General features: G+C 58.4%; 17 protein-coding genes. 12 read left to right on the top strand and 5 right to left on the bottom strand.

The window, feature by feature from the left end; translation table 11 throughout:
• The first annotated feature begins 602 nt into the window (after nucleotides 1-602).
• The 8 genes from ACQRCA_RS06955 (at nucleotide 603) to ACQRCA_RS06920 (ending at nucleotide 7,834) form a co-directional block, all read left to right on the top strand.
• Nucleotides 603-2,141: an ATP-binding cassette domain-containing protein gene (locus tag ACQRCA_RS06955; RefSeq protein WP_427719662.1), complete on the top strand. Its 1,539-nt coding sequence runs from the start codon at nucleotides 603-605 to the stop codon at nucleotides 2,139-2,141.
• A gap of 457 nt (nucleotides 2,142-2,598) precedes the next feature.
• Nucleotides 2,599-2,826: a hypothetical protein gene (locus tag ACQRCA_RS06950; RefSeq protein WP_427719661.1), complete on the top strand. Its 228-nt coding sequence runs from the start codon at nucleotides 2,599-2,601 to the stop codon at nucleotides 2,824-2,826.
• Between the two features lie 154 nt (nucleotides 2,827-2,980).
• Nucleotides 2,981-3,196, top strand: coding sequence for a hypothetical protein (locus ACQRCA_RS06945; protein WP_117743463.1), 216 nt, complete (start codon nucleotides 2,981-2,983; stop codon nucleotides 3,194-3,196).
• Nucleotides 3,197-3,322: 126 nt separating this feature from the next.
• The gene (locus tag ACQRCA_RS06940) at nucleotides 3,323-4,588 is read left to right on the top strand and encodes a hypothetical protein (protein WP_427719660.1); all 1,266 of its coding nucleotides are present in this window, start codon (nucleotides 3,323-3,325) and stop codon (nucleotides 4,586-4,588) included.
• A gap of 169 nt (nucleotides 4,589-4,757) precedes the next feature.
• Nucleotides 4,758-5,279 (top strand): Rep family protein, encoded by a 522-nt coding sequence (locus tag ACQRCA_RS06935; RefSeq protein WP_117743461.1) that lies wholly within the window; start codon nucleotides 4,758-4,760, stop codon nucleotides 5,277-5,279.
• Between the two features lie 63 nt (nucleotides 5,280-5,342).
• Nucleotides 5,343-5,948 carry a hypothetical protein gene (locus ACQRCA_RS06930; protein WP_117734894.1) on the top strand — a complete coding sequence of 202 codons (606 nt, stop codon included), beginning with the start codon at nucleotides 5,343-5,345 and terminating at the stop codon, nucleotides 5,946-5,948.
• A gap of 72 nt (nucleotides 5,949-6,020) precedes the next feature.
• Nucleotides 6,021-7,226 (top strand): tyrosine-type recombinase/integrase, encoded by a 1,206-nt coding sequence (locus ACQRCA_RS06925; protein WP_427719659.1) that lies wholly within the window; start codon nucleotides 6,021-6,023, stop codon nucleotides 7,224-7,226.
• A gap of 161 nt (nucleotides 7,227-7,387) precedes the next feature.
• A complete protein-coding gene (locus ACQRCA_RS06920) occupies nucleotides 7,388-7,834 on the top strand; it encodes a low molecular weight protein-tyrosine-phosphatase (RefSeq protein WP_117743459.1) in 447 nt (148 codons plus the stop codon).
• A 170-nt stretch (nucleotides 7,835-8,004) separates the two neighbouring features.
• Here the strand turns inward: ACQRCA_RS06920 and ACQRCA_RS06915 are convergent, their stop codons facing one another.
• Nucleotides 8,005-8,334, bottom strand: a complete 330-nt coding sequence (locus ACQRCA_RS06915; protein ID WP_117743458.1) for a TIGR04076 family protein — start codon at nucleotides 8,332-8,334, stop codon at nucleotides 8,005-8,007.
• Complete coding sequence (locus ACQRCA_RS06910) at nucleotides 8,327-9,151, bottom strand: PfkB family carbohydrate kinase (protein WP_117743457.1); 825 nt, start codon at nucleotides 9,149-9,151, stop codon at nucleotides 8,327-8,329. The genes ACQRCA_RS06915 and ACQRCA_RS06910 overlap by 8 nt, the downstream gene beginning before the upstream one ends.
• Before the next feature lie 548 nt (nucleotides 9,152-9,699).
• Between ACQRCA_RS06910 and ACQRCA_RS06905 the strand changes: the two genes are divergently transcribed.
• The 4 genes from ACQRCA_RS06905 (at nucleotide 9,700) to ACQRCA_RS06890 (ending at nucleotide 16,444) form a co-directional block, all read left to right on the top strand.
• Nucleotides 9,700-10,206 (top strand): MarR family winged helix-turn-helix transcriptional regulator, encoded by a 507-nt coding sequence (locus ACQRCA_RS06905; protein ID WP_427719658.1) that lies wholly within the window; start codon nucleotides 9,700-9,702, stop codon nucleotides 10,204-10,206.
• Complete coding sequence (locus tag ACQRCA_RS06900) at nucleotides 10,199-12,040, top strand: ABC transporter ATP-binding protein (protein ID WP_427719657.1); 1,842 nt, start codon at nucleotides 10,199-10,201, stop codon at nucleotides 12,038-12,040. The genes ACQRCA_RS06905 and ACQRCA_RS06900 overlap by 8 nt, the downstream gene beginning before the upstream one ends.
• Nucleotides 12,033-13,952 (top strand): ABC transporter ATP-binding protein, encoded by a 1,920-nt coding sequence (locus tag ACQRCA_RS06895; protein ID WP_427719656.1) that lies wholly within the window; start codon nucleotides 12,033-12,035, stop codon nucleotides 13,950-13,952. Before ACQRCA_RS06900 ends, ACQRCA_RS06895 begins: the two co-directional genes overlap by 8 nt.
• Before the next feature lie 344 nt (nucleotides 13,953-14,296).
• The gene (locus ACQRCA_RS06890) at nucleotides 14,297-16,444 is read left to right on the top strand and encodes a Tex family protein (protein WP_427719655.1); all 2,148 of its coding nucleotides are present in this window, start codon (nucleotides 14,297-14,299) and stop codon (nucleotides 16,442-16,444) included.
• A gap of 224 nt (nucleotides 16,445-16,668) precedes the next feature.
• Here the strand turns inward: ACQRCA_RS06890 and ACQRCA_RS06885 are convergent, their stop codons facing one another.
• The 3 genes from ACQRCA_RS06885 to ACQRCA_RS06875 all read right to left on the bottom strand — a co-directional run bounded on the left by ACQRCA_RS06885 (nucleotide 16,669) and on the right by ACQRCA_RS06875 (nucleotide 19,438).
• Nucleotides 16,669-17,373, bottom strand: a complete 705-nt coding sequence (locus ACQRCA_RS06885) for a transaldolase (protein ID WP_427719654.1) — start codon at nucleotides 17,371-17,373, stop codon at nucleotides 16,669-16,671.
• Nucleotides 17,374-17,697: 324 nt separating this feature from the next.
• On the bottom strand, nucleotides 17,698-19,089 hold the full coding sequence (locus tag ACQRCA_RS06880) for a PTS ascorbate transporter subunit IIC (RefSeq protein WP_089573144.1): 1,392 nt from the start codon (nucleotides 19,087-19,089) through the stop codon (nucleotides 17,698-17,700).
• 73 nt (nucleotides 19,090-19,162) lie between these two features.
• The gene (locus ACQRCA_RS06875; protein ID WP_022094539.1) at nucleotides 19,163-19,438 is read right to left on the bottom strand and encodes a PTS sugar transporter subunit IIB; all 276 of its coding nucleotides are present in this window, start codon (nucleotides 19,436-19,438) and stop codon (nucleotides 19,163-19,165) included.
• Between the last annotated feature and the right edge of the window lie 72 nt (nucleotides 19,439-19,510).

Genomic DNA, 19,510 nt, shown 5'->3' with positions numbered 1-19,510 from the left:
ACGCCTTTTCGAGCAGCCTGTCGAGGGCGGCGTGTTGGCGCCACCAGCGTAGTGGCGGCGGGGAGGCACGGTGGCCATTATTCGGTGACCGGGATTGGTCAAAATCGGTTGACTATTAGCGGCTAAAATCGCCCGGCGCTAACAACGACGCCCACCATCGCATGCTAGTTACAAGAAGCGGATGCACTAGTATTCTTTCAATCGACTTGCAAACCCCTTCAAGCGTCCAACGCAATGGCGTGCTTTCAGACGCAACGCCTCCTTGCGTCCGCATTATTGCTTTGTTAGACTCTACGGAAGAATTCAGCGCAGGCCCATATGCCAAGCCAGCGCCCCGGAAAGGAAAAGGATTCGTGAAGCTGTAGACGATACATATCGACGCCAATTTGCAAATTGCCATCTATCCAAGAATAAATCTGGCTGCACATTTGTCGTATCGTCTTTTCACTGATCCTCGTATATCCTAAACACTACCTTTGCGAGCATTGCCGTCGACTCATTTTCTTTCAGCTTGACTCGAGTCGACGGGCGTTCACGTTGGTCGGAACGAGCCAATCAGAGCATATGCGGCAAAACGCGGCCTCCCATGCCGAGGAGGCACAATGTCAAGAACCAATTTGAACAGCTCCACCACCCTCGTTCTTTCCCATATTACTTATGCATATCCTGGCAGCGCAATGCCCGCACTCGACAACGTGTCGGCGACATTTGCCCCCGGCTGGCACGGCATCGTCGGAGACAACGGGTGCGGGAAATCAACTTTCGTCCGCATTGCGTGCGGACTTCTGATTCCAGATCGCGGCGTCGTTTCACCGCGTCTCGTCTCCGCATATTGCGCGCAAGAAGCCGGAGTCGAACCGCCCATGCTCTTCGATTTTGCGTGCGACTTCGCCCCGGCGACCACGCACCTCAGAAGGATGCTCCGCATCACCGATGATATGCTCTGGCGTTTTTCCGAGCTCTCCGGTGGCGAGCAGAAGAAAATTCAAATAGCCGTCGCGCTTTGGCAGAATCCCGATCTTCTGGCAATGGATGAACCGACTAACCATGTGGACGCAGAATGCAGAAGGCAGATTTGCAAAGCACTCGCCGAGTACAAGGGTATTGGCCTCCTCGTCTCGCACGACCGTGCGTTGCTCGACTCCTTGGCAAAGGACTGCCTGTGCTTTGAGTCGGGGCACGTCACCATGCGCCCCGGCAACTACTCCCAAGCTCGCTCGCAGGCGAATCTGGAGCGCGAAAGCGCGGCGCGGGCCAAATCGATTGCGCGATCCGAAGAAAAGCGCATGAAGGCTGAGTATATCAGGCGCGTTGAAAACGCCTCACGGTCCGCATCCAAGAGAAGCGCCCGTCATGTCGATCCGAAGGATCACGACGCGAAAGCACGAATCAAACTCGCCATTTACACTGGCAGAGACGGCGTTGCGGGCAAGCTCGCTTCGCGCATGGACTCCCGAATCCAGCGCGCGCAAGCCGCCGTCGACGCCCACCATGTCGAAAAGCGCTACGAAAGCACCTTGTGGATGGAAGCGCAACCCAGCCCGCGCAAAACACTGATTCACGTCAGCTCAGATCGCATACCGTGCGGCCCGAGGCAATCTTTGCGGGTTCCCGAGATTTATCTGGGAAATACCGATCATCTGGGCATAAGCGGCCCCAACGGAGCGGGGAAAACAACACTGGTCAAGCATATCCTGGAGATATTGGAAGGCCGCAAGGCCACGGGATTGGACATTCGCACGCTGTATATCCCTCAGGAAGTCGACGATTCATCCTCAATTGAATTCCTCTCGGAAATCAAGGACCTGCCCCAAGCCGAACGTGGAGCCCTGCTTTCGATCGTTGCGCAACTCAATTCGGATCCCGAACGAATATTGTCCGGCGAGAACATCAGCCCGGGGGAGCTGCGGAAGCTCATGCTCGCCCGCGGTATACTAGATGCCCCCGAAATCATCGTCATGGACGAACCCACGAATCACCTGGACCTGCACTCGGTGGAGGCACTCGAGCGAGCGCTTTCCGCCTTTCCCGGCGCGCTTGTTTTGGTGAGCCATGACGAGCAGTTCCTCTCGGCCTCATGCCCCCTCCGCTTGGATTTGGCCCCAGAAGAGGAGCACACTATTGGTCAGCCCCTCCTCTAGCGCTCAGGCATGTCTTCTGCAAGCCGCCTTCTTCTGATATCCCCTCCCCCGTTTTGCAAGCAACTCAGCGCAAATGGCCCATCCCCCTCAGCCTGAAGGCTCAGCGACACCAACGATACCGACGATTCAATATCTGGATGTCCATATTTGCCCCATCTGGGTGATTATTAAATTGTGTTTGTTCCGTGATTGAATACTTTGTCATCATTACGCCCCACTTCTTCTCATCAGAGGACGTCGAGAACGACAGGTCCTTGCGAAATAATCCCAGCTCAGAAGCTTATGGCATGATGTGCTCACCGAGTGCTCGATGACGGTTGACGAATCGTCGGTAATATCCAATTTTAGGAAAGAGGTGTGTACGACCCGACCGAAGATCATGCGCGGACCGTTTGAATGCGGCTCCATCTCAACAACCAGTACGGCAATGTCGTCTATAAAGGAGTCTTCGGCGAGCATGCCGACTTGTTCTGAACGAGCTGTTCGACATGCCCTGAAGGCCGAAGAGATGTTCTCTCGCGTCATGTATCGCCAGATTCTTTGTGCCCACACGAAGCTCCATGGGGCAATGTTTGGGGACGATGATCTTCATGCCGCAACAAGAAATGTCGAGGAGATCTTGCGCAACGTCCTGCGCCTCTATCTCGATGTCCACGGCGAGCCGCAACGCGGAGTCAGCAAATAATTGGATTGAGAGGAGTTCGAGTATGAGGAAATTGAATCAGTTTATGAAGTTCGATTGGGAAGCTTTTGCGAAAGGCAAGCGTTTCCTTTGTGTCGGAGGTGGTAAATGGGTTGATTAAAACACCAAAGAGCATCGCGGCACCAAGATCGACGTGGTGATCACAACCGATAACACGCAGTATCACCAAAACGAAGGCGAGGTGGTCAGCAATCGTTTCGAGAAGCTTTCCATCAAGGTTTCGAACGATATCGAGATTCCCGTCAATCAGCACGTCATTCCCACCGGCGTGGTCGCAAAGGTTTACGGTGATTATCGCAACCAGTTGTCCATCACGGCGGACGGCATTACCGTCATCCCCGCGAAGGGCTAGGTGATTGTGGTGCGTTACTCCAGTGGCGCACCGGCGATCGTGTATTCGACCCCCAGCGCAAAGCTTTGTGTGCTGGGGGTCGCTTTATTTGCGGTCGCCGCGTGCGTTTATTGCATCGGGCTATTCGTGAACACCATTCTTGCGCCCATCGCCATAGAGCCCAGTACGGTGATGGCGTTTGGCGGCAACCTTACCTCCGCAGCGGCCACTCTTAGCCTCGCTGGGACCATGTTGTTTGCGGGAGGGATCACACATTACGTCATGCTATCTGAATCAACACGGTTGCATGCACGCATTAGGAGGGGGCTCTTTGATCCACGTTACGGGAATCCTCTACACCTGCGAGAAGGCGAGCTTCTTCCCGACATCTCTTGCAAAGAGACGGCTCCTGGACAGTTCGAGCTCGCCATCTCAACCTCATCCTCAACGGCAGAAGAAATATCGAAGATGGGACCTAGCATTAGCTCCCGACTTCGCGGAAGGTTCTCCCGCTACGCCGTCGTACTTGCCGAAGCAGACGTCGCATGCAATCAAGTGACCTTCTTCCTTGAAGATGTGACGTTGCATCGAGAGATCAAGGCATCGCGTGTCGAGGATTTGTGCCCGGCGAACGCCTACGAATTCCGCGTTCAAAACGGCACGAGCATCGACCTCCGCACCTCCGGTTCCATGCTCATCGCTGGAAAGACCACGGGCGTGATCGCCCTCTTGCTCCAAGCCCTGTTGGCTGGTCCTGACGGACACGGATCGCAAGTCCTCATCATAGACCCCAAGCAGGCCGAGCCCTCCCGACTTCCTCGCGTGGTTTCACTGAATGCTGACGGGGACGCTCGCGCAATCCTGTCTGCGTTATCACGGTTCGCCGACAGCATCAAAGAGCGACAGAGCTTCCTCAACGATAGGTCGACAGAGACGGGAGACGCCGTGCACTGGTGGGATGCGGGGCTTCACGTTTCGCTTCTCTTCATGGATGAGTACGTGGCACTCCGCACGCTGTTTCCCAAGCGCGCGAGCAAGGAGGACCCCGATTACTGCCTCGCGACGTTTGATGGGCTGGTGAAGCGCATCGTAACGATGGGGGCGAGCGCGGGCTGCTACGCCATCATCTCGATCGCCGAGGCGTCTGTTGAGGAGGGGGGCTTGCCGTCGATGCTGCGCTCGGCGTGCAGCACCCGCGTCCTCTTCAAGCCGACGCTTCCCGAGGCGCGGCTCATATGGGGCGCGGAACGCCTGCTCGACCTCGGTGCACCTCGCACCTTCTCCCCGGGCGACGCTTGGTTCAGCAGTACGGACGGGGCGCACGACCGCATCGGCTTTGTGCATTTTCCGATCATGGACTTCCCCGTGTACCGCGAGCTTGGGCGGCTCCTTGACCTGTACTTCAGAGAATAACCACCGCGGGGTCCGCTTCGCGCAGCAAAAGCGGACCCCGTCGATTGTTCCATTACTTGAAATTCTGCTCATTTATGCGCCTTGGGGAGCTTGTTATCCCAAGGCGCACCCTCGGGCGCGTTCCAAAATCGTCCCGAAATAGCTCATTTACGAGAAAGGACTCGGAACCATGACCAATTCTCTGCCCATGAAGACCCGCGCGATGATGTACGAGCAGCAGCTCGATCACCTGCCCCGTCTTGTGGACGAAATGTACCGAAGAATCGAAACACTCGCCCCGAAGCGCTATGCGGGCATCGTGCACGACAGCGACACGACGGACGCGGGACGTCCGGCAGCCGCGCATCTTCACGTGATGATGGAGTTCCAGAATCCGCGCTCGCTCAATAGCATCGCGAAGCTCCTTGGAGATAAACCTGAGCGCATCGAGGCTTGGAAGGCAGGTGTGGAAAACGGTTTTTCCTACCTGTGCCACAGAACGGATGGCGCACGATCCAAGCATCAGTACGACCCCAAAATCGTGCGCTCCAATTTCGATTACCCAGCGCTACTTGCTTCTATTGAGTCGCGCGTTGCTCGAACGAGGTCCCATAGCAGCATCAAAGTCCTTCTCGATGACCTTCTCGAAGGTCGTATCGACAAGGAGTCCTTGATCTCTCAGCTCTCCGGATCCGAATATGCCCGGACATAGCGTCAGATCGAAGACGTTTATGCACGCCGCCTTCAGGTTCAGGCCCGGGAATGGCGGGGGTTGATGCTCAAGGGCGAAAGAAGGGTGGAATCAGTTTGGATCTTCGGGCCTGCTGGAACGGGGAAGTCCACCCTCGCAAAGCTCTATGCGAAGCGGAAGGGCGAACCGTTCTTCGTCTCTGGATCTACGAGAGACATCTTTCAGGGGTATGAGGGCAAGCACACGGTGATTCTTGACGAACTTCGTCCCTCATCCATCCCCTACGCCGACCTGCTTCGCATCACGGATCCCTATGCGATGGAGCATGAGGTGATGGCACCGTCCCGATATTCCGACAAAGCGATAGCCGCCGATCTCGTAATCGTCACGACGCCCTACAGCCCCTTGGAATTCTATGGAGAACAGATGCGCCGATCCGCGACTTATCGTCCGCAAAACGATGTCGACGGATTTGGTCAACTTGAGAGGCGCCTCTCCGTCGTTGCGGAGATGCAGACGAGGGAGATCTGTCTCTCTGAGTTTAGGCACGATCTCGACGGATACTGGCCGGTCGAAGGTTCCTCTCGTACAAACCCATATTCGAGTTATGCGCGAGGACTCGCCCCCTCGTCCTGCGCCAACGCTCTTTATAAAGAGCTTCTCGACACCGTTTCGCACTTGACAGCTTAACCAATCGGGCCCCGTGCGATAATCTTGAAATATCGCATCGGGGCTCTTTTCTGAACAGGAAGGAGCCTGCTAGTGACTGTGAGAAAAGACAGCAAAGGGCGAATCCTCAGACGCGGGGAAAGCCAGAGAAAAAACGGCCGTTACTGCTTCAAGTATGTGGATGCAAGAGGTAAAACGCGGAGCGTCTACTCGTGGACCTTGACAACTCATGATCTAACTCCGAAGGGGAAGAAAGCCAGTCCGTGCTTGCGCGCGTTGGAGCATGAGATCCAGCGCGATCTGCTTGATAAGGTCGCGCCGAACAATATGACAGTCTACGAACTCGCATCTCGTTACACTGAAACAAAGACTGCCGTGAAACAATCCACTCGAGCCGCCTACAAGACAATCCTCAATTTTCTTGCTACAGATGAATTCGGCTCGCAACGAATATGCGGTGTCACCTCCCTTGATGCCAAGGAATGGCTCATCAACCTGCAAAAAATCCACGGCAAGCGCTATAGCACAATCCATAGCATCCGTGGTGTTCTGAGACCGGCGTTTCAACTGGCAGAGGAGAACAGCCTGATTCGCCGAAATCCCTTCTATTTCGAGCTCGCAACGATACTGACAAACGACATGGTTACACGCAAGGCCTTGGCCACTAACCAAGAACGCAGATTTCTTGCTTTCGTGGAGGGCGATGAACACTTTCACCGCTATCGTGACGCCATCTACATCCTTCTAAATACGGGCCTGCGCATTTCTGAATTCTGCGGTCTTACCGTCGAAGACCTTGATTTCAAAAACGGAAGCATTCGGGTAAACAAGCAACTTCAGCGGACCAGCAACATGCGATACTACATCGAACGTCCCAAGACGGAGAGCGGGATCCGCTATGTTCCCATGACTCAAGCCGTGACAGAGTGTTTCAGGAGTATCCTTGCGCAACGTCTAAAGCCTTCGAGTGAGCCGGTCGTTGACGGTGTTAGCGGTTTTCTGTTTCTTGATAAAAACGAGATGCCGCGTGTTGCCCTGCACTGGGAGAAGTACTTCCACCACGCGATAGAGAAACATAATCGCATCTACAAGGATGAGCTTCCCAAAATCACACCACATGTCTGCCGACATACCTTCTGCTCGAAGATGGCACGCAGGGGAATGAACCCTGCGAAGCTAAAATGCATCATGGGCCACTCCGACATCAACGTGACTTTTAACACATACACCCATCTTGATTTCGACGACGTCAGAGAGGATATGCTGAAAATTGGATGCAAAGGACGGTCAACATTGTGACAACAAGTCGTAAACCCTCGTTCTTTACGACAATTCTTACGACGCTGGAAAGAAGAATAATCCGCTCATTTATGAATCAATTTGATATTCTGTCCTTGACGAGGGATCAAAAAGCAGTGCGATTATCTGCGAAAACTCTGATATTCGAGAGGTTTTAGCCAATGCGCAAAATCCTATTTGTCTGTCATGGGAACATCTGTCGCTCGACGATGGCTGAGTCGGTGTTTGCCGAGCTGGTGCGCCGTGCTGGGCGCGAGGCGGAGTTCGTCATTGATTCTGCCGCGACCTCGACCGAGGAGATTGGCAACCCTCCGCATCATGGCACCGTCGCCAAGCTGCGCGAGGTCGGGATTCCCGTCGTTGCGCACCGCGCGCGCCAGGTTCGTCGCGCGGAGTATGGTGACTGGGACCACATCGTCTATATGGATGCCGAGAACGCGCGCGGCCTGCGTCGCATCTTCGGCGACGATGCCGACGGCAAGATTTCGCGGCTGCTGGATTGGACCGATCGCCCCGGCGACGTCGCCGATCCCTGGTACACCGGCAACTTCGATGCCACCTACCGCGATGTGCTCGCCGGCTGCACGGCCATGCTCGAGCAACTGTAGGCGCCCGGGCGGCGCGGATGCGTGAGCCACGCCATCGGCATAAAATGAGCGTGGATAATCTCCCGCATACAAATTGAGCGTGGATAATCTCCCACTTTGAACGCAAAACGGCGCTCTAAACGGGAGATTATCCACGCTCATTATCTTGGTGGGAGAAAATCCACGCTCAACTACTCGTCGACGATCTCGGCGAGCCAGACGTTCAACGTATCGACCTCGGGGCAGCAGAACTTTGCCGTACCGGGCTCGTTGCCGGGCACGGTTCCGCCGTAGCGCAGGATGTCGATATAGGGAAAGCCCACATGGCAGGCCATGGAGCACATCTTGCCGCGATCGCGGTCGAAGTCGAAGACGTCGCCGGGCTTGTGGCCATGGTGGCAGCGGCACGTGCCCAGCTGGTCCACGCAGCTAATGCGGATACGTGGGCGCTTGCCGCGTGGCGCGCCGAGCAACTTGCCCTCGCTCGCGGGCTCGGGGCCGCTTTCGCTGGCGCTACTCATGGTCGATCACATCCAGGCAGGCCTCGATGGGCAGGCCGGCAGACTTGTCCTCCTGGTCAGCGTTGCGCTCGATAAGCTCGGCCACCACACGCATGGCATCGGCCGTTGCGTGCTGCAGGCTCCAGCCAGCCATAACGCGACCGACGAGCACCGCCGAGAACGTGTCACCGGTGCCCGGGAAATAGACCGGGATCAGGTCGAAGGGAATCGTGAAGTACTCCCCCGCCACGTGGTCGTAACCGATGACGGCGTTCGTGCCGTCGACCACAGCGCTCGTAATGACCACCGACTTGGCGCCCAGCGCGCGCATGGCGTCCACAAGGGCGTGGGCCTCGTCAGGCGTGATTTGCTCGGCAATGGGCGTGTCGGTGAGCAGGCACGCCTCGGTATAGTTGGGCACCGCATAGTCGGCGCACTCGAGCAGATGCCTCATGAGACCGATCGTGGACTCGGGCACGCCCGCATAGAGCTTGCCGTTGTCGCCCATGATGGGGTCGACGAACACCTTGGTGCCCTTTTGCGCACGGCGGTGGCAAAAGTCCGAGATGATGCGCGTCTCTTCCTCGGTCACGATAAAGCCGGTCGAGATGGCGTCGAACTCAAAGCCGAGTTCTTCCCAGATGGCAAGACTCTGACGCACGTACTCCGTGGTGTCGTGGATGTAGAACTTGGGATAGTTGAGCGTATCGGACACAAGTGCCGTCGGCAGATTGTGGATACGGTAACCCATGTGCGACAGCACCGGCAGCATGGCGGAAAGCGCGACCTTGCCGTAGCCGCACATATCGTTGATCAGCAACAGCTGAGTGTTCTTCATGAGTGTCCCCCTTGGGTCGGGCGCGGCGCAACGGCGCCACAGTGCGACTAAGTGTAGCGCAGGGAACGCTACGGACGAAAGCTTGCGCCGTGGAGGACAGTTTGTTGCGGAAAGGTTTCGGAAACGAGGGGCTAGCCTGCTTCATTGCGGCCCATTCGCCGCCACTCATTCAGTGCCATTTCAAAACTACACCGGATTACGGGGCTGAACCTGAATGAGTCAACCACACCCTCTATTTTCAAATCATAGCAAGCCTTCTACCTGCGGTTTTCTTTTTACCAATTTCGGTATGGTCGACAATCCGCAGTTCAGCCCCGTAATCCGGCATAGTTTTGAAGTTAGTCATTGGGGACGTTCTTAAATGACTAGTCAAACAAGAACGTCCCCAACGACTAGTCGTTTAAGAACGTCCCCAACGACTACCCCGATGTTTTGCGGCGCCGTAACTAAATAAGTTTGGTACCTTGACATTCTTGTGTGGCACTCCTAGATTAGTTAGGCACAAAATAATTCCACTACCTAACTAAAGAAAGGAGCGATACGAATTCATGTGCGATGAACCCCTTAACCTTCGCCCGCATGAGCCCGGCGGCGATCCTTCGGAGCCGGCAGACGTGCCCGAAGCAGTTAACGGCGAAGACAAGCTCGCCAAGCGCATCCTGAGCGGCCTAGGCTTTTGCGGCCACTACATGCACTTTCACGGCGGTGGCGTGTCCGGCAAGGCGCCCATCGTCTGCCTGCTCGCCAAGCAGGAAAACGGCGAGATGTCGCAGCAGGAACTCGGCATGCACTTCGACCTCAAGCCGGGGTCGCTTTCCGAAATCTTGTCCAAGCTCGAGTGCGCCGGCATCATCGAGCGCAGCCGCAATCCAAAAGATCGCCGGCAGCTCACCATTCGCCTAACCGAGATCGGCTGGGAGAAGGCCCGCATCGACCAGGCGGCCCGCATCCGCTTTAGGGAACAGGCCTTTAGCGCGCTCACCCACGACGAGCGCGAACAGCTCGCCGAGATGCTCGATAAAATCCGCAAAACCTGGGAGGAACTGGATGATTAAAACCCTCATGGGCAGCATCCGCGATTACATGAAGGTCACGATCGCCACGCCGCTGCTGGTGCTTGGCGAGGTAATCTGCCAGATGATGATCCCGTTTATCACCGCCGACATGATCGACGCCATCAAGGACGGCACCGCCGTTACCGAGATGCTGCCCACCGCCGGCCTTCTCGTACTCATCGCGTTGACGTCACTCGCCTTTGGCGCCGCCGCGGGCATCACCTGCAGCCATGCCAGCTGCGGCTTTGCCAAGAACCTGCGTCGCGACCTGTTCTACAAGATCCAGACGTTCAGCTTCGCCAACATCGACGAGTTCTCGAGTTCCTCGCTCGTCACGCGCCTCACCACCGACATCAACAACGTGCAGCAGGCCTTTATGATGCTCATCCGCATCGCCGTGCGCTCGCCGCTGGTGCTGGTCTTTGCCTTTACCATGGCATACGCCATGGGCGGCAGCGTCGCCATGGTCTACCTGGTCATCATTCCGCTGCTGGGCTTTGGCCTGTTCTTTATCATCTATAAGGTGCGCCCGATCTTTACCCGCGTGTTCCGCAAGTACGACGCGCTCAACGAATCGGTCGAGGAAAACGTCACCGGCATGCGCGTGGTCAAGAGCTACGTGCGCCAGGACTACGAGAAGGAGAAGTTCGCCACCGCCGCGCGCGACGTCCAGATGGACTTCACCCGCGCCGAGAAGTTGCTCGCCTTCAACAACCCCATGATGAACATCTGCGTCAACGGCGCGTTCGTCGTCATCATCTACCTGGGCTCCAAGCTCATCATCACGAGCCAGGGCACCCTGTTCGATGTGGGCCAGCTCTCCTCCATCTTTACCTACGGCTTCCAGATTCTGATGAGCCTAATGCAGCTGTCGATGATCTTTGTCATGGTGACCATGGCAGATGAGTCGGCGCACCGCATTACCGAGGTGCTGGCCGCCGAGCCCACGATCGCTAACCCGACCGAGCCCGTGCACGAGGTTGCCGACGGCTCCATCGACTTCGATCACGTGAGCTTTAAGTATTCCGAGCATGCCCGCCGCCAGGCGCTCGACGATATCGACCTGCATATTAAGAGCGGCGAGACCATCGGCATTATCGGTGGCACCGGCTCGGCCAAGTCGACGCTCGTGAACCTGATCGCCCGTCTGTACGATGTCACGGAGGGCACCGTGCGCGTCGGCGGCGTGGACGTGCGCGACTACGACCTGGACGCGCTGCGCCACCAGGTAGCCATGGTCCTGCAGAAAAACGTGCTGTTTAGCGGCACCATCGCCGAGAACCTGCGCTGGGGCGACCCGAACGCCACCGACGAGGAAGTCCGCGAGGCCGCACATCTGGCCTGCGCCGACGAGTTTGTCGACGGCTTCCCCAAGGGCTACGACACCTGGATCGAGCAGGGCGGCTCCAACGTTTCCGGCGGCCAGAAGCAGCGCCTGTGCATCGCGCGTGCCCTGCTGCGTCGCCCCAAGATCTTGATCCTGGACGACTCCACGAGCGCCGTCGACACCAAGACCGACGCCAAGATCCGCGAGGGCCTGGCGAGCTACCTGCCCAACACGACCAAGCTCATCATCGCCCAGCGCATCAGCTCCGTGCAGGACGCCGACCGCATCATCGTCATGGAGGGCGGCCGCATCAAGGACATCGGCAACCACGATGAGCTGCTCCAGACGAGCGAGGTCTACCGCGAGACCTTTACCTCGCAAAACAAGATGTCTGCCGAGGGCGAGGACGCGGGCGACGTTTCCGGCGATACGACCACGGCGGCAGACAACACCGACACGACCGCACCGCAAGCTCAGACCCAGGAAGGAGGCGAGGCACATGAGTAAGGCCGCTACCGCCGAGCGCGCGCGCAACCGCAAGGGCGGCACCATGACGCGCCTGATCAAGATGCTCTTTGGCTTCTACCCGGTGCTTTTGCCCCTCGTCGTCGCCGGCGTTGTGCTCTGCGCCATCATCAACTCCATCGGCGCGACGTTTCTCCAGAGCGCGCTGCAGGTCATTAGCGAATCGTGGCAGTCGGGCGACTGGACGGCCGCGCAGCCCAAGATTCTGAAGCTCGTGACCACCCTCGGCTGCATCTACGCCGTGGGCGTCGCCTCCTCGCTCTTCTGGAACCGCGCCATGGCCGTCATCACGCAGGGCTCGCTCGAGAAGCTGCGCGAAAAGATGTTCAACCGCATGCAGGACCTGCCGATTCGCTACTTCGACACGCACCAGCGCGGCGACATCATGAGCCACTACACCAACGACATCGACACGCTGCGTCAGATGATCAGCCAGTCGCTGCCCAACCTGCTCATGACGATCATCGTCATCGTCACCGTGTTCTTCATCATGCTGTATTACAGCGTGTGGATGTGCCTGGTCATCATTGCCGGCGTCGCCTTTATGACCTTTATGACCAAGCTGCTCGGCTCCAACTCCGCGCGCTTCTTTATCGCGCAGCAGACCGAGCTCGGCGTGGTCGAGGGCCATATCGAGGAAGTCATGAACGGCCAGAAAGTCGTCAAGGCGTTCTGTCACGAGTCCGCTGCCGAGGCCGATTTTGACGAGCGCAACGAGAAGCTCTTCGAGGTCTCGCAGAAGGCCAACATGTACGCCAACATCCTCATGCCGATCCTCGGGAACCTGGGCGACTTGCTCTACGTGCTGGTCGCGCTGACCGGCGGCATCTTCCTGGAGCTGGGCGTGCCCAACCTGAGCCTCTCGGGCATGGCGCTCTCCATCGCCGTCGTGGTGCCGTTCCTCAACATGACCAAGCAGTTCTGCGGCCAGATCGGCCAGATCTCGCAGCAGATCAACGCCGTGGTCATGGGCCTTGCCGGCGCCGAGCGCATCTTTGAGCTGCTCGACGAGGAGCCCGAAGCCGACGAGGGCTACGTGACGCTCGTCAACGCACAGGTGAACCCCGAGACCTGGCAGCTCGAGGAAGCCGACCACCGCACCGGCATGTGGGCATGGAAGCACCCGCACCGCGCGACCGGCGAGATCGAGTACGTGCCGCTGCGCGGCGACCTGGTCATGGACAACGTGGACTTTGGCTATACGCCCGACCACGAGGTGCTGCACGGCGTGTCCGTATATGCCAAGCCGGGCCAGAAGGTCGCGTTTGTCGGTGCCACCGGTGCCGGTAAGACGACCATCACCAACCTCATCAACCGCTTCTACGACATTGCCGACGGCAAGATCCGCTACGACGGCATCAACGTCAACAAGATTCGCAAGTCCGACCTGCGTCGCTCGCTGGGCGTGGTGCTGCAGGACGTGAACCTGTTCACCGGCACTGTGATGGACAACATCCGCTACGGCAACCTGGACGCCACCGACGAGGAGTGCATCGCGGCGGCCAAGCTCGCGGGCGCCGACGACTTTATCACCCGCCTGCCCGACGGCTACGACACCATGCTCACCGGCAACGGCGCGCAGCTGTCGCAGGGCCAGCGCCAGCTGATTTCGATCGCACGCGCTGCCGTCGCCGATCCGCCGGCAATGATTCTAGACGAGGCCACGTCGAGCATCGACACCCGCACCGAGGCCATCGTGCAAGCAGGCATGGATAAGCTCATGGAGGGCCGCACGACGTTTGTCATCGCGCACCGCCTGTCCACCGTGCGCAACGCCGACGCAATCATCTGCCTGGATCACGGCCGCATCATCGAGCGTGGCAACCACGACGAGCTGATCGCCAAGCGCGGATATTACTACCAGCTCTATACCGGAGCGTTTGAGCTGGAGTAGCTCAAAACATCCCCTACGCTCCCAACGGACCTCCCCGAGGGAGACGGGGTGTTTACTCCGTGCTCAAACATTCTCGCTTCGCTGCGAAACTGCGCGCGGAGCAAACACCCCCGTCTCCCTCGGGGAGCGCCTGCGCACACGGTCTTTTCTCGCAGCCTGAAAAGAAGTGGTGAGGCCCCGGCCGTTTGGCCAGGGCCTCGTTTTGTAAGGAGGGACTCCACCGTCTCCCGTCCGCAGTCCCGTAGCTAAAAAAGCCCCGTCCCAAAAAGACTGCTTTGGCAGAACGTCGGGTGGTATCCTTGGTAGCCCTGTGCTGCAAACGCACCTTAAACGCAAGGAGTCCCATGGATCTTATCGCCCAGCTTGCCCACGAGCTCAACCTTAAGGCCGCCAACATCGAGGCAGCCGTCAAGCTCATCGACGAGGGCAACACCATCCCCTTTATTTCGCGCTACCGCAAGGAAGCCACGGGCGGCATGGACGACGTCGCCCTGCGCGCACTCGACGAGCGCCTGTCCTACCTGCGCAATCTTGAGCAGCGTAAAGAGGACGTCATCCTGCTCATCGACGCCCAGGGCAAACTCACGCCCGAACTCGAGCAGCAGATTCGCGAGGCCACGCAGCTCCAGCGTGTCGAGGACCTCTACAAGCCCTACCGCAAAAAGCGCATGACTCGCGCGCAGAAGGCCCGCGAGGCAGGCCTTGAACCGCTCGCCAACATGATCATCATGCAGGCCTCGGCCAAGGGCAGCGCACTCGACGCCGCCGCGGCATACGTCAACGAGGAGGCCGGCTTCGACACGCCCGAAAAGGCGCTTGCCGGCGCGGCGGACATCGTGGCCGAGACGGTGGCCGAGGACCCCGAGAACGTCGCCGACCTGCGCGCCTTTACGCAGAACACCGCCGACATCGTCGTCGAGGCCACCGACCCCACCGAGAAGACTCCCTACGAGCCGTACTACAGCTATGACGAGCCGCTGCGCCGTATACCCAACCACCGCGTGCTGGCTATCGACCGCGGTGAGCGCGAGGGCAAACTCCGCGTGCGCGTGAACGTCGACGGCACTGCCGCCACGGCACGCCTCGGCAGCCGTTGGCCCCGACGCCAGGGCGTGTTCGCACCCGTCTTTGATGCCGCCATCGCCGACGGTTACAAGCGCCTCATGGCCCCCTCACTGGAGCGCGAGGCCCGCGCCAAGCTCACCGTCCGCGCGCAGACCGAGGCCATCAACGTCTTTGCCAAGAATCTCGAGGGCCTGCTCTCGGCACGCCCCGTGCGCGGCGCCCGTGTGCTCGCACTCGATCCGGGCTACCGTACCGGCTGCAAGGTCGCCGTCATGGACGAGACCGGCAAGCTACTCGACCACGGCGTGGTCTACCCCACCAAGCCGCGCCACGACGTCGCCGGCACCAAGCGCGAGCTCGCCCGCCTCGTCAAGAAGGACGGCGTCAACACCATTGTCATCGGCAACGGCACCGCCAGCCGCGAGACCGAAGAAGTCGTCTCGGAGTTCATCGCCGAGCAGGCGCCTGGACTGCGATACACCATCGTCAACGAGGCCGGCGCATCGGTGTACTCCGCCTCCGAGCTCGCCAGCCAGGAGTATCCCGACCTGGACGTCACCGTGCGCGGCGCCATGAGCCTGGGCCGCCGCCTGCAGGACCCGCTGGCAGAGCTCGTCAAGATTCCACCCCAGTCCATCGGCGTTGGCCAGTACCAGCACGACCTTGACCAGGCCGAGCTTTCGCGCACCCTGGGACATGTGGTGGAGGACGTCGTCAACCGCGTGGGCGTCGACGTAAACACCGCAAGTGCGAGCCTGCTGGGATACGTATCGGGCATCACGCCGAGCGTAGCCAAAAACATCGTGGCCTACCGCGAGGAGAACGGCGCCTTTACCGATCGCCGCCAGCTCAAGAAGGTCCCCAAGCTGGGACCCAAGGCATATCTCAACGCCGCGGGCTTCCTGCGCATCAGCGGCGGTAAGAACCCGCTCGATGCGACGAGCGTCCACCCCGAAAGCTACGAGGTGGCCACGGCCGTCCTGGAGCGTACGGGTGTGGCGGCAAGCGAGCTCAGCCGCGGCGGCGTGCCCGATATCGAGAGACGCATCGGCAGCATCTCGGCGCTGGCAAGCGACCTGGACTGCGGCACCCTCACGCTCATCGACATCGTCAACGAGCTCAAGGAGCCTGGCCGGGACCCGCGCGACGACGCGCCCGAGGTGGTCTTTAGCCGCTCAGCACTTTCCATCGACGACCTGGAACCCGGCATGGAGCTCAAGGGGACGGTGCGCAACGTTGTGGACTTTGGCGCCTTCGTCGACGTGGGTGTGCACCAGGACGGCCTCGTGCATATCTCCAAGCTGGCCAACCGCTTTGTCAAGCACCCCAGCGACGTGGTGCGCGTCGGCGACACGGTCAAGGTGTGGGTCGAAAAGGTCGATCGCGACCGCAAGAAGATCTCGCTCACCATGGTGCAGGGCAAATAGCCGCCAAAGCGAACGTCCCCCTCTTCGCGGCGTGCAAAATTGCGAGTATTCAGCATCTCCCGATAGCCCCGCGGCGCTTCAGAGGGCCATAAAAGCAAAAACGGCCCCCGTTTTGGCGTTTTAGGGCCAAAACGGGGGCCGTTCCGCGCTTCAACCAGCTAGTAAAAGTCTTTACCATGCTGAAAACTCGCGATTTTGCACGTCGCTGCAGGGGGTACCCTTGCTTAGGGCAGAATATGGAAACCCAAAGCGGCGATATCCTTGGCAAAACCGCGCACGGTATCGAGCGAGACCTCGTACGGGTCACGGCCGATGTTCTTGCGCTTGGCCAGGATGCCATTTGGCACCGTGATGATCTGGCAACCGCAGGCCTCGGCCTGATAAATGTTGATAAGCTCGCGCGTGGACGCCCACAGGACCTCACAGTTGGGCTTGGCAGCGGCCTTCTTGACTGACTCCGTCATAAACGGAATGGGATCGACGCCGGTATCGGCAATACGGCCGGCAAAGAGCGAAATGATGGACGGCGTTTCGGCGTCAACGGCATCGATCATCTCGTCAACCTGCTTAGGCGTAAAGATGGTGGTAACGTTGACCTTGATGCCGTCGGTCGAAAGCTTGCGCACCAGCTCGGCGGTGGACTCGCCCTTGGTGGTCACACACGGGATCTTGACGTAGACGTTCTCGGCCCAGGTAGCAATCTCGCGCGCCTCGACCTCCATGGTCTCGACGTCGTCGGCAAAGACCTCAAACGAGACGGACACATCGGTGATGTGGGCCAGAACCTCCTTGGCAAACGCGCGGTAATCCGTCACGCCACCCTTCTTCATAAGGGACGGGTTGGTCGTGAAACCCTGAACGTTGCCGTTCTCGTACATGTCGAGCATGCCCTCGAGGTTTGCACCGTCAGCGAACACCTTGATTGCCATCTGCCTGATTCCTTTCGTTTGCATACGGCCGATAAACTGCTAAACACTTTACCTACGTTTATCAAGGCGTAAGCTGCGGTTTTTTATCTTCTCGGCGAACGGTTTTGCAGATTTACCATTTTTATATCGACATTCCAGCGGCAAAACGTTTTTGCCAATCATCGCGGTTGATTCCGTTCGCGGCGCTGAGACAGCGCTTCACCGGCGCGTTTTCACAACCGCTCCAAAACAAAAAGCGGCGACGCCTCATTTGAGACGTCACCGCTTCCGTGTAGGAGCCGGTTATCGGAGCTCCGCCCGATTAGGGCCTAACGTATGCCTAGATTACTCTTCCTCAACGTGATTGATCACAGCACCCTTGGTGTGGATGAAGTTGGGGACGAAGGCGACGACCAAAAGGACAGCGAGAATCGCGTAGACACCGGTGGTACCGAAGGCCTCGGCAGCGCGGCCGAGCGTAATACCAATGACGGAGAAGTCGAAGTCGCCAAACGTAGTGTTCTTGAAGCCAAAGACGTCAAGAACGGGCAGGAGCAGGGCCGGGGCAAAGGTGATGAGCAGGCCGTTGACGAAAGCGCCAAGAGCTGCACCCTTGCGACCGCCCGTGGCATTGCCGTAGATACCGGCGGTAGCACCGCAGAAGAAGTGGGGAACCATGCCCGGGATGATGAAGATGCCCAGGGTAGCGCCCACGATGAACATACCGACCACGCCACCGATAAAGGAAGCGACAAAGCCGAGGATGACGGCGGTGGGAGCATAAGGGAAGAAGACGGCGCAGTCGACGGCGGGGATGGCACCGGGGATCAGCTTGTTGGAGATGCCCTGGAAAGCCGGGACCAGGTCGGCGAGAATCATACGGACACCGTTGTAGACGATAGTGACACCGACGGCGAAGGACAGGGCACAAGTCAGGGCATAGACGATCACATTGTCGCCGCCAGCGGTCTTGGTAACGACCGCAGGGTCTGCGATGTAAGCGGCAAAAGCGGTAACCAGGTAGAAGAAAGCCATGGTAAGAGCCGTGGAGATGGTGGTGTCGCGCAGGAAGGCAAACTTCTCGGGAACCTCGATCTTCTCGGTGCTGTTCTCCTCGGCGTCCTTAGCAAAAAGCGTACCGACTGCAGCGGAGATGTAATAGGCGAGTGAACCGAAGTGGCCCATGGCGATTTCATCGCCATCGGTAACCTTCTCGGTGAAACGCTGACCAACGGCGGGAAGCATAGCGCTCACGAGGCCCAGGAACATGCCGCCCACGATGACAAGCTGGACATCCTGGAAGCCAGATGCCTGCAGAACGGCAGACAGCAGGCAGGCCATAAACATGCTGTGATGGCCCGTCAGGAAGATGTACTTAAACTTGGTAAAGCGGGCAATGATAATGTTCACGACGTAGCCGAGAATCAGGATCATCATGGTCTGAACGCCAAGGACGCTCTGAGCCATCGAAACGACGACCTCGTTGTTAGGCACGACGCCGGTGATGTGGAAACCGGTCTCGATGAAGGTACCCAGCGGAGCAAGGTTCTCCTGAACAACAGCGGCGCCAGCAGACAGCATGATGTAACCAAGAATGGGCTTCAGGGTTCCCGTCATCACCTTGTGGGCAGGGCGCTTGAGCGCAACAAGGCCCACAAAGGCAAACAGACCCATGATCCACGCTGGCTTGGTCAGAATCGATTGGATAAACTCAAGTATGGGAAGGATGGCTTGCATCTGCGCTTCCTTTCTCTCTAACGTGGGCGCGTTTCCCTCTTCCACAGGGAACCGCCCTTTTTTTTATGCCGCTTTAGGCGTTAGCAGCGGCCGCCTTGATTGCCTCAAGGGCGTCTTCGCGGATCTTCTTCTTGTTCACATAGCTGCGAACGATCACAACGTTGCCGTGGAGCTCGGGGGCGAGCTCCTTAACGGTGATGAACAGATCCGGATTTGCGGAAGAAGCACCGTTCAGGTCCATAGACTCAACGTCGGCCTTGATGCCCTCCTCCTCGCAAAGCTCCTCTACTTTGCCAGCGAGCATCAGGCTAGACCCGATGCCGTTTCCGCATACGGTGATGATATGCATGGCAACCTTCCTCTCCTACACGTGACGGTTTTCCGTCTATCCAAAAGCGGCGACGCATCGCCGTGCCATTAA

It is taken from the genome of Collinsella sp. SGI.095, from assembly GCF_050314535.1.
GTDB lineage: Bacteria > Actinomycetota > Coriobacteriia > Coriobacteriales > Coriobacteriaceae > Collinsella.
The sequence above is the reverse complement of the archived record's forward strand: the minus strand, read 5'-3'. Positions and strand labels throughout refer to the sequence as shown.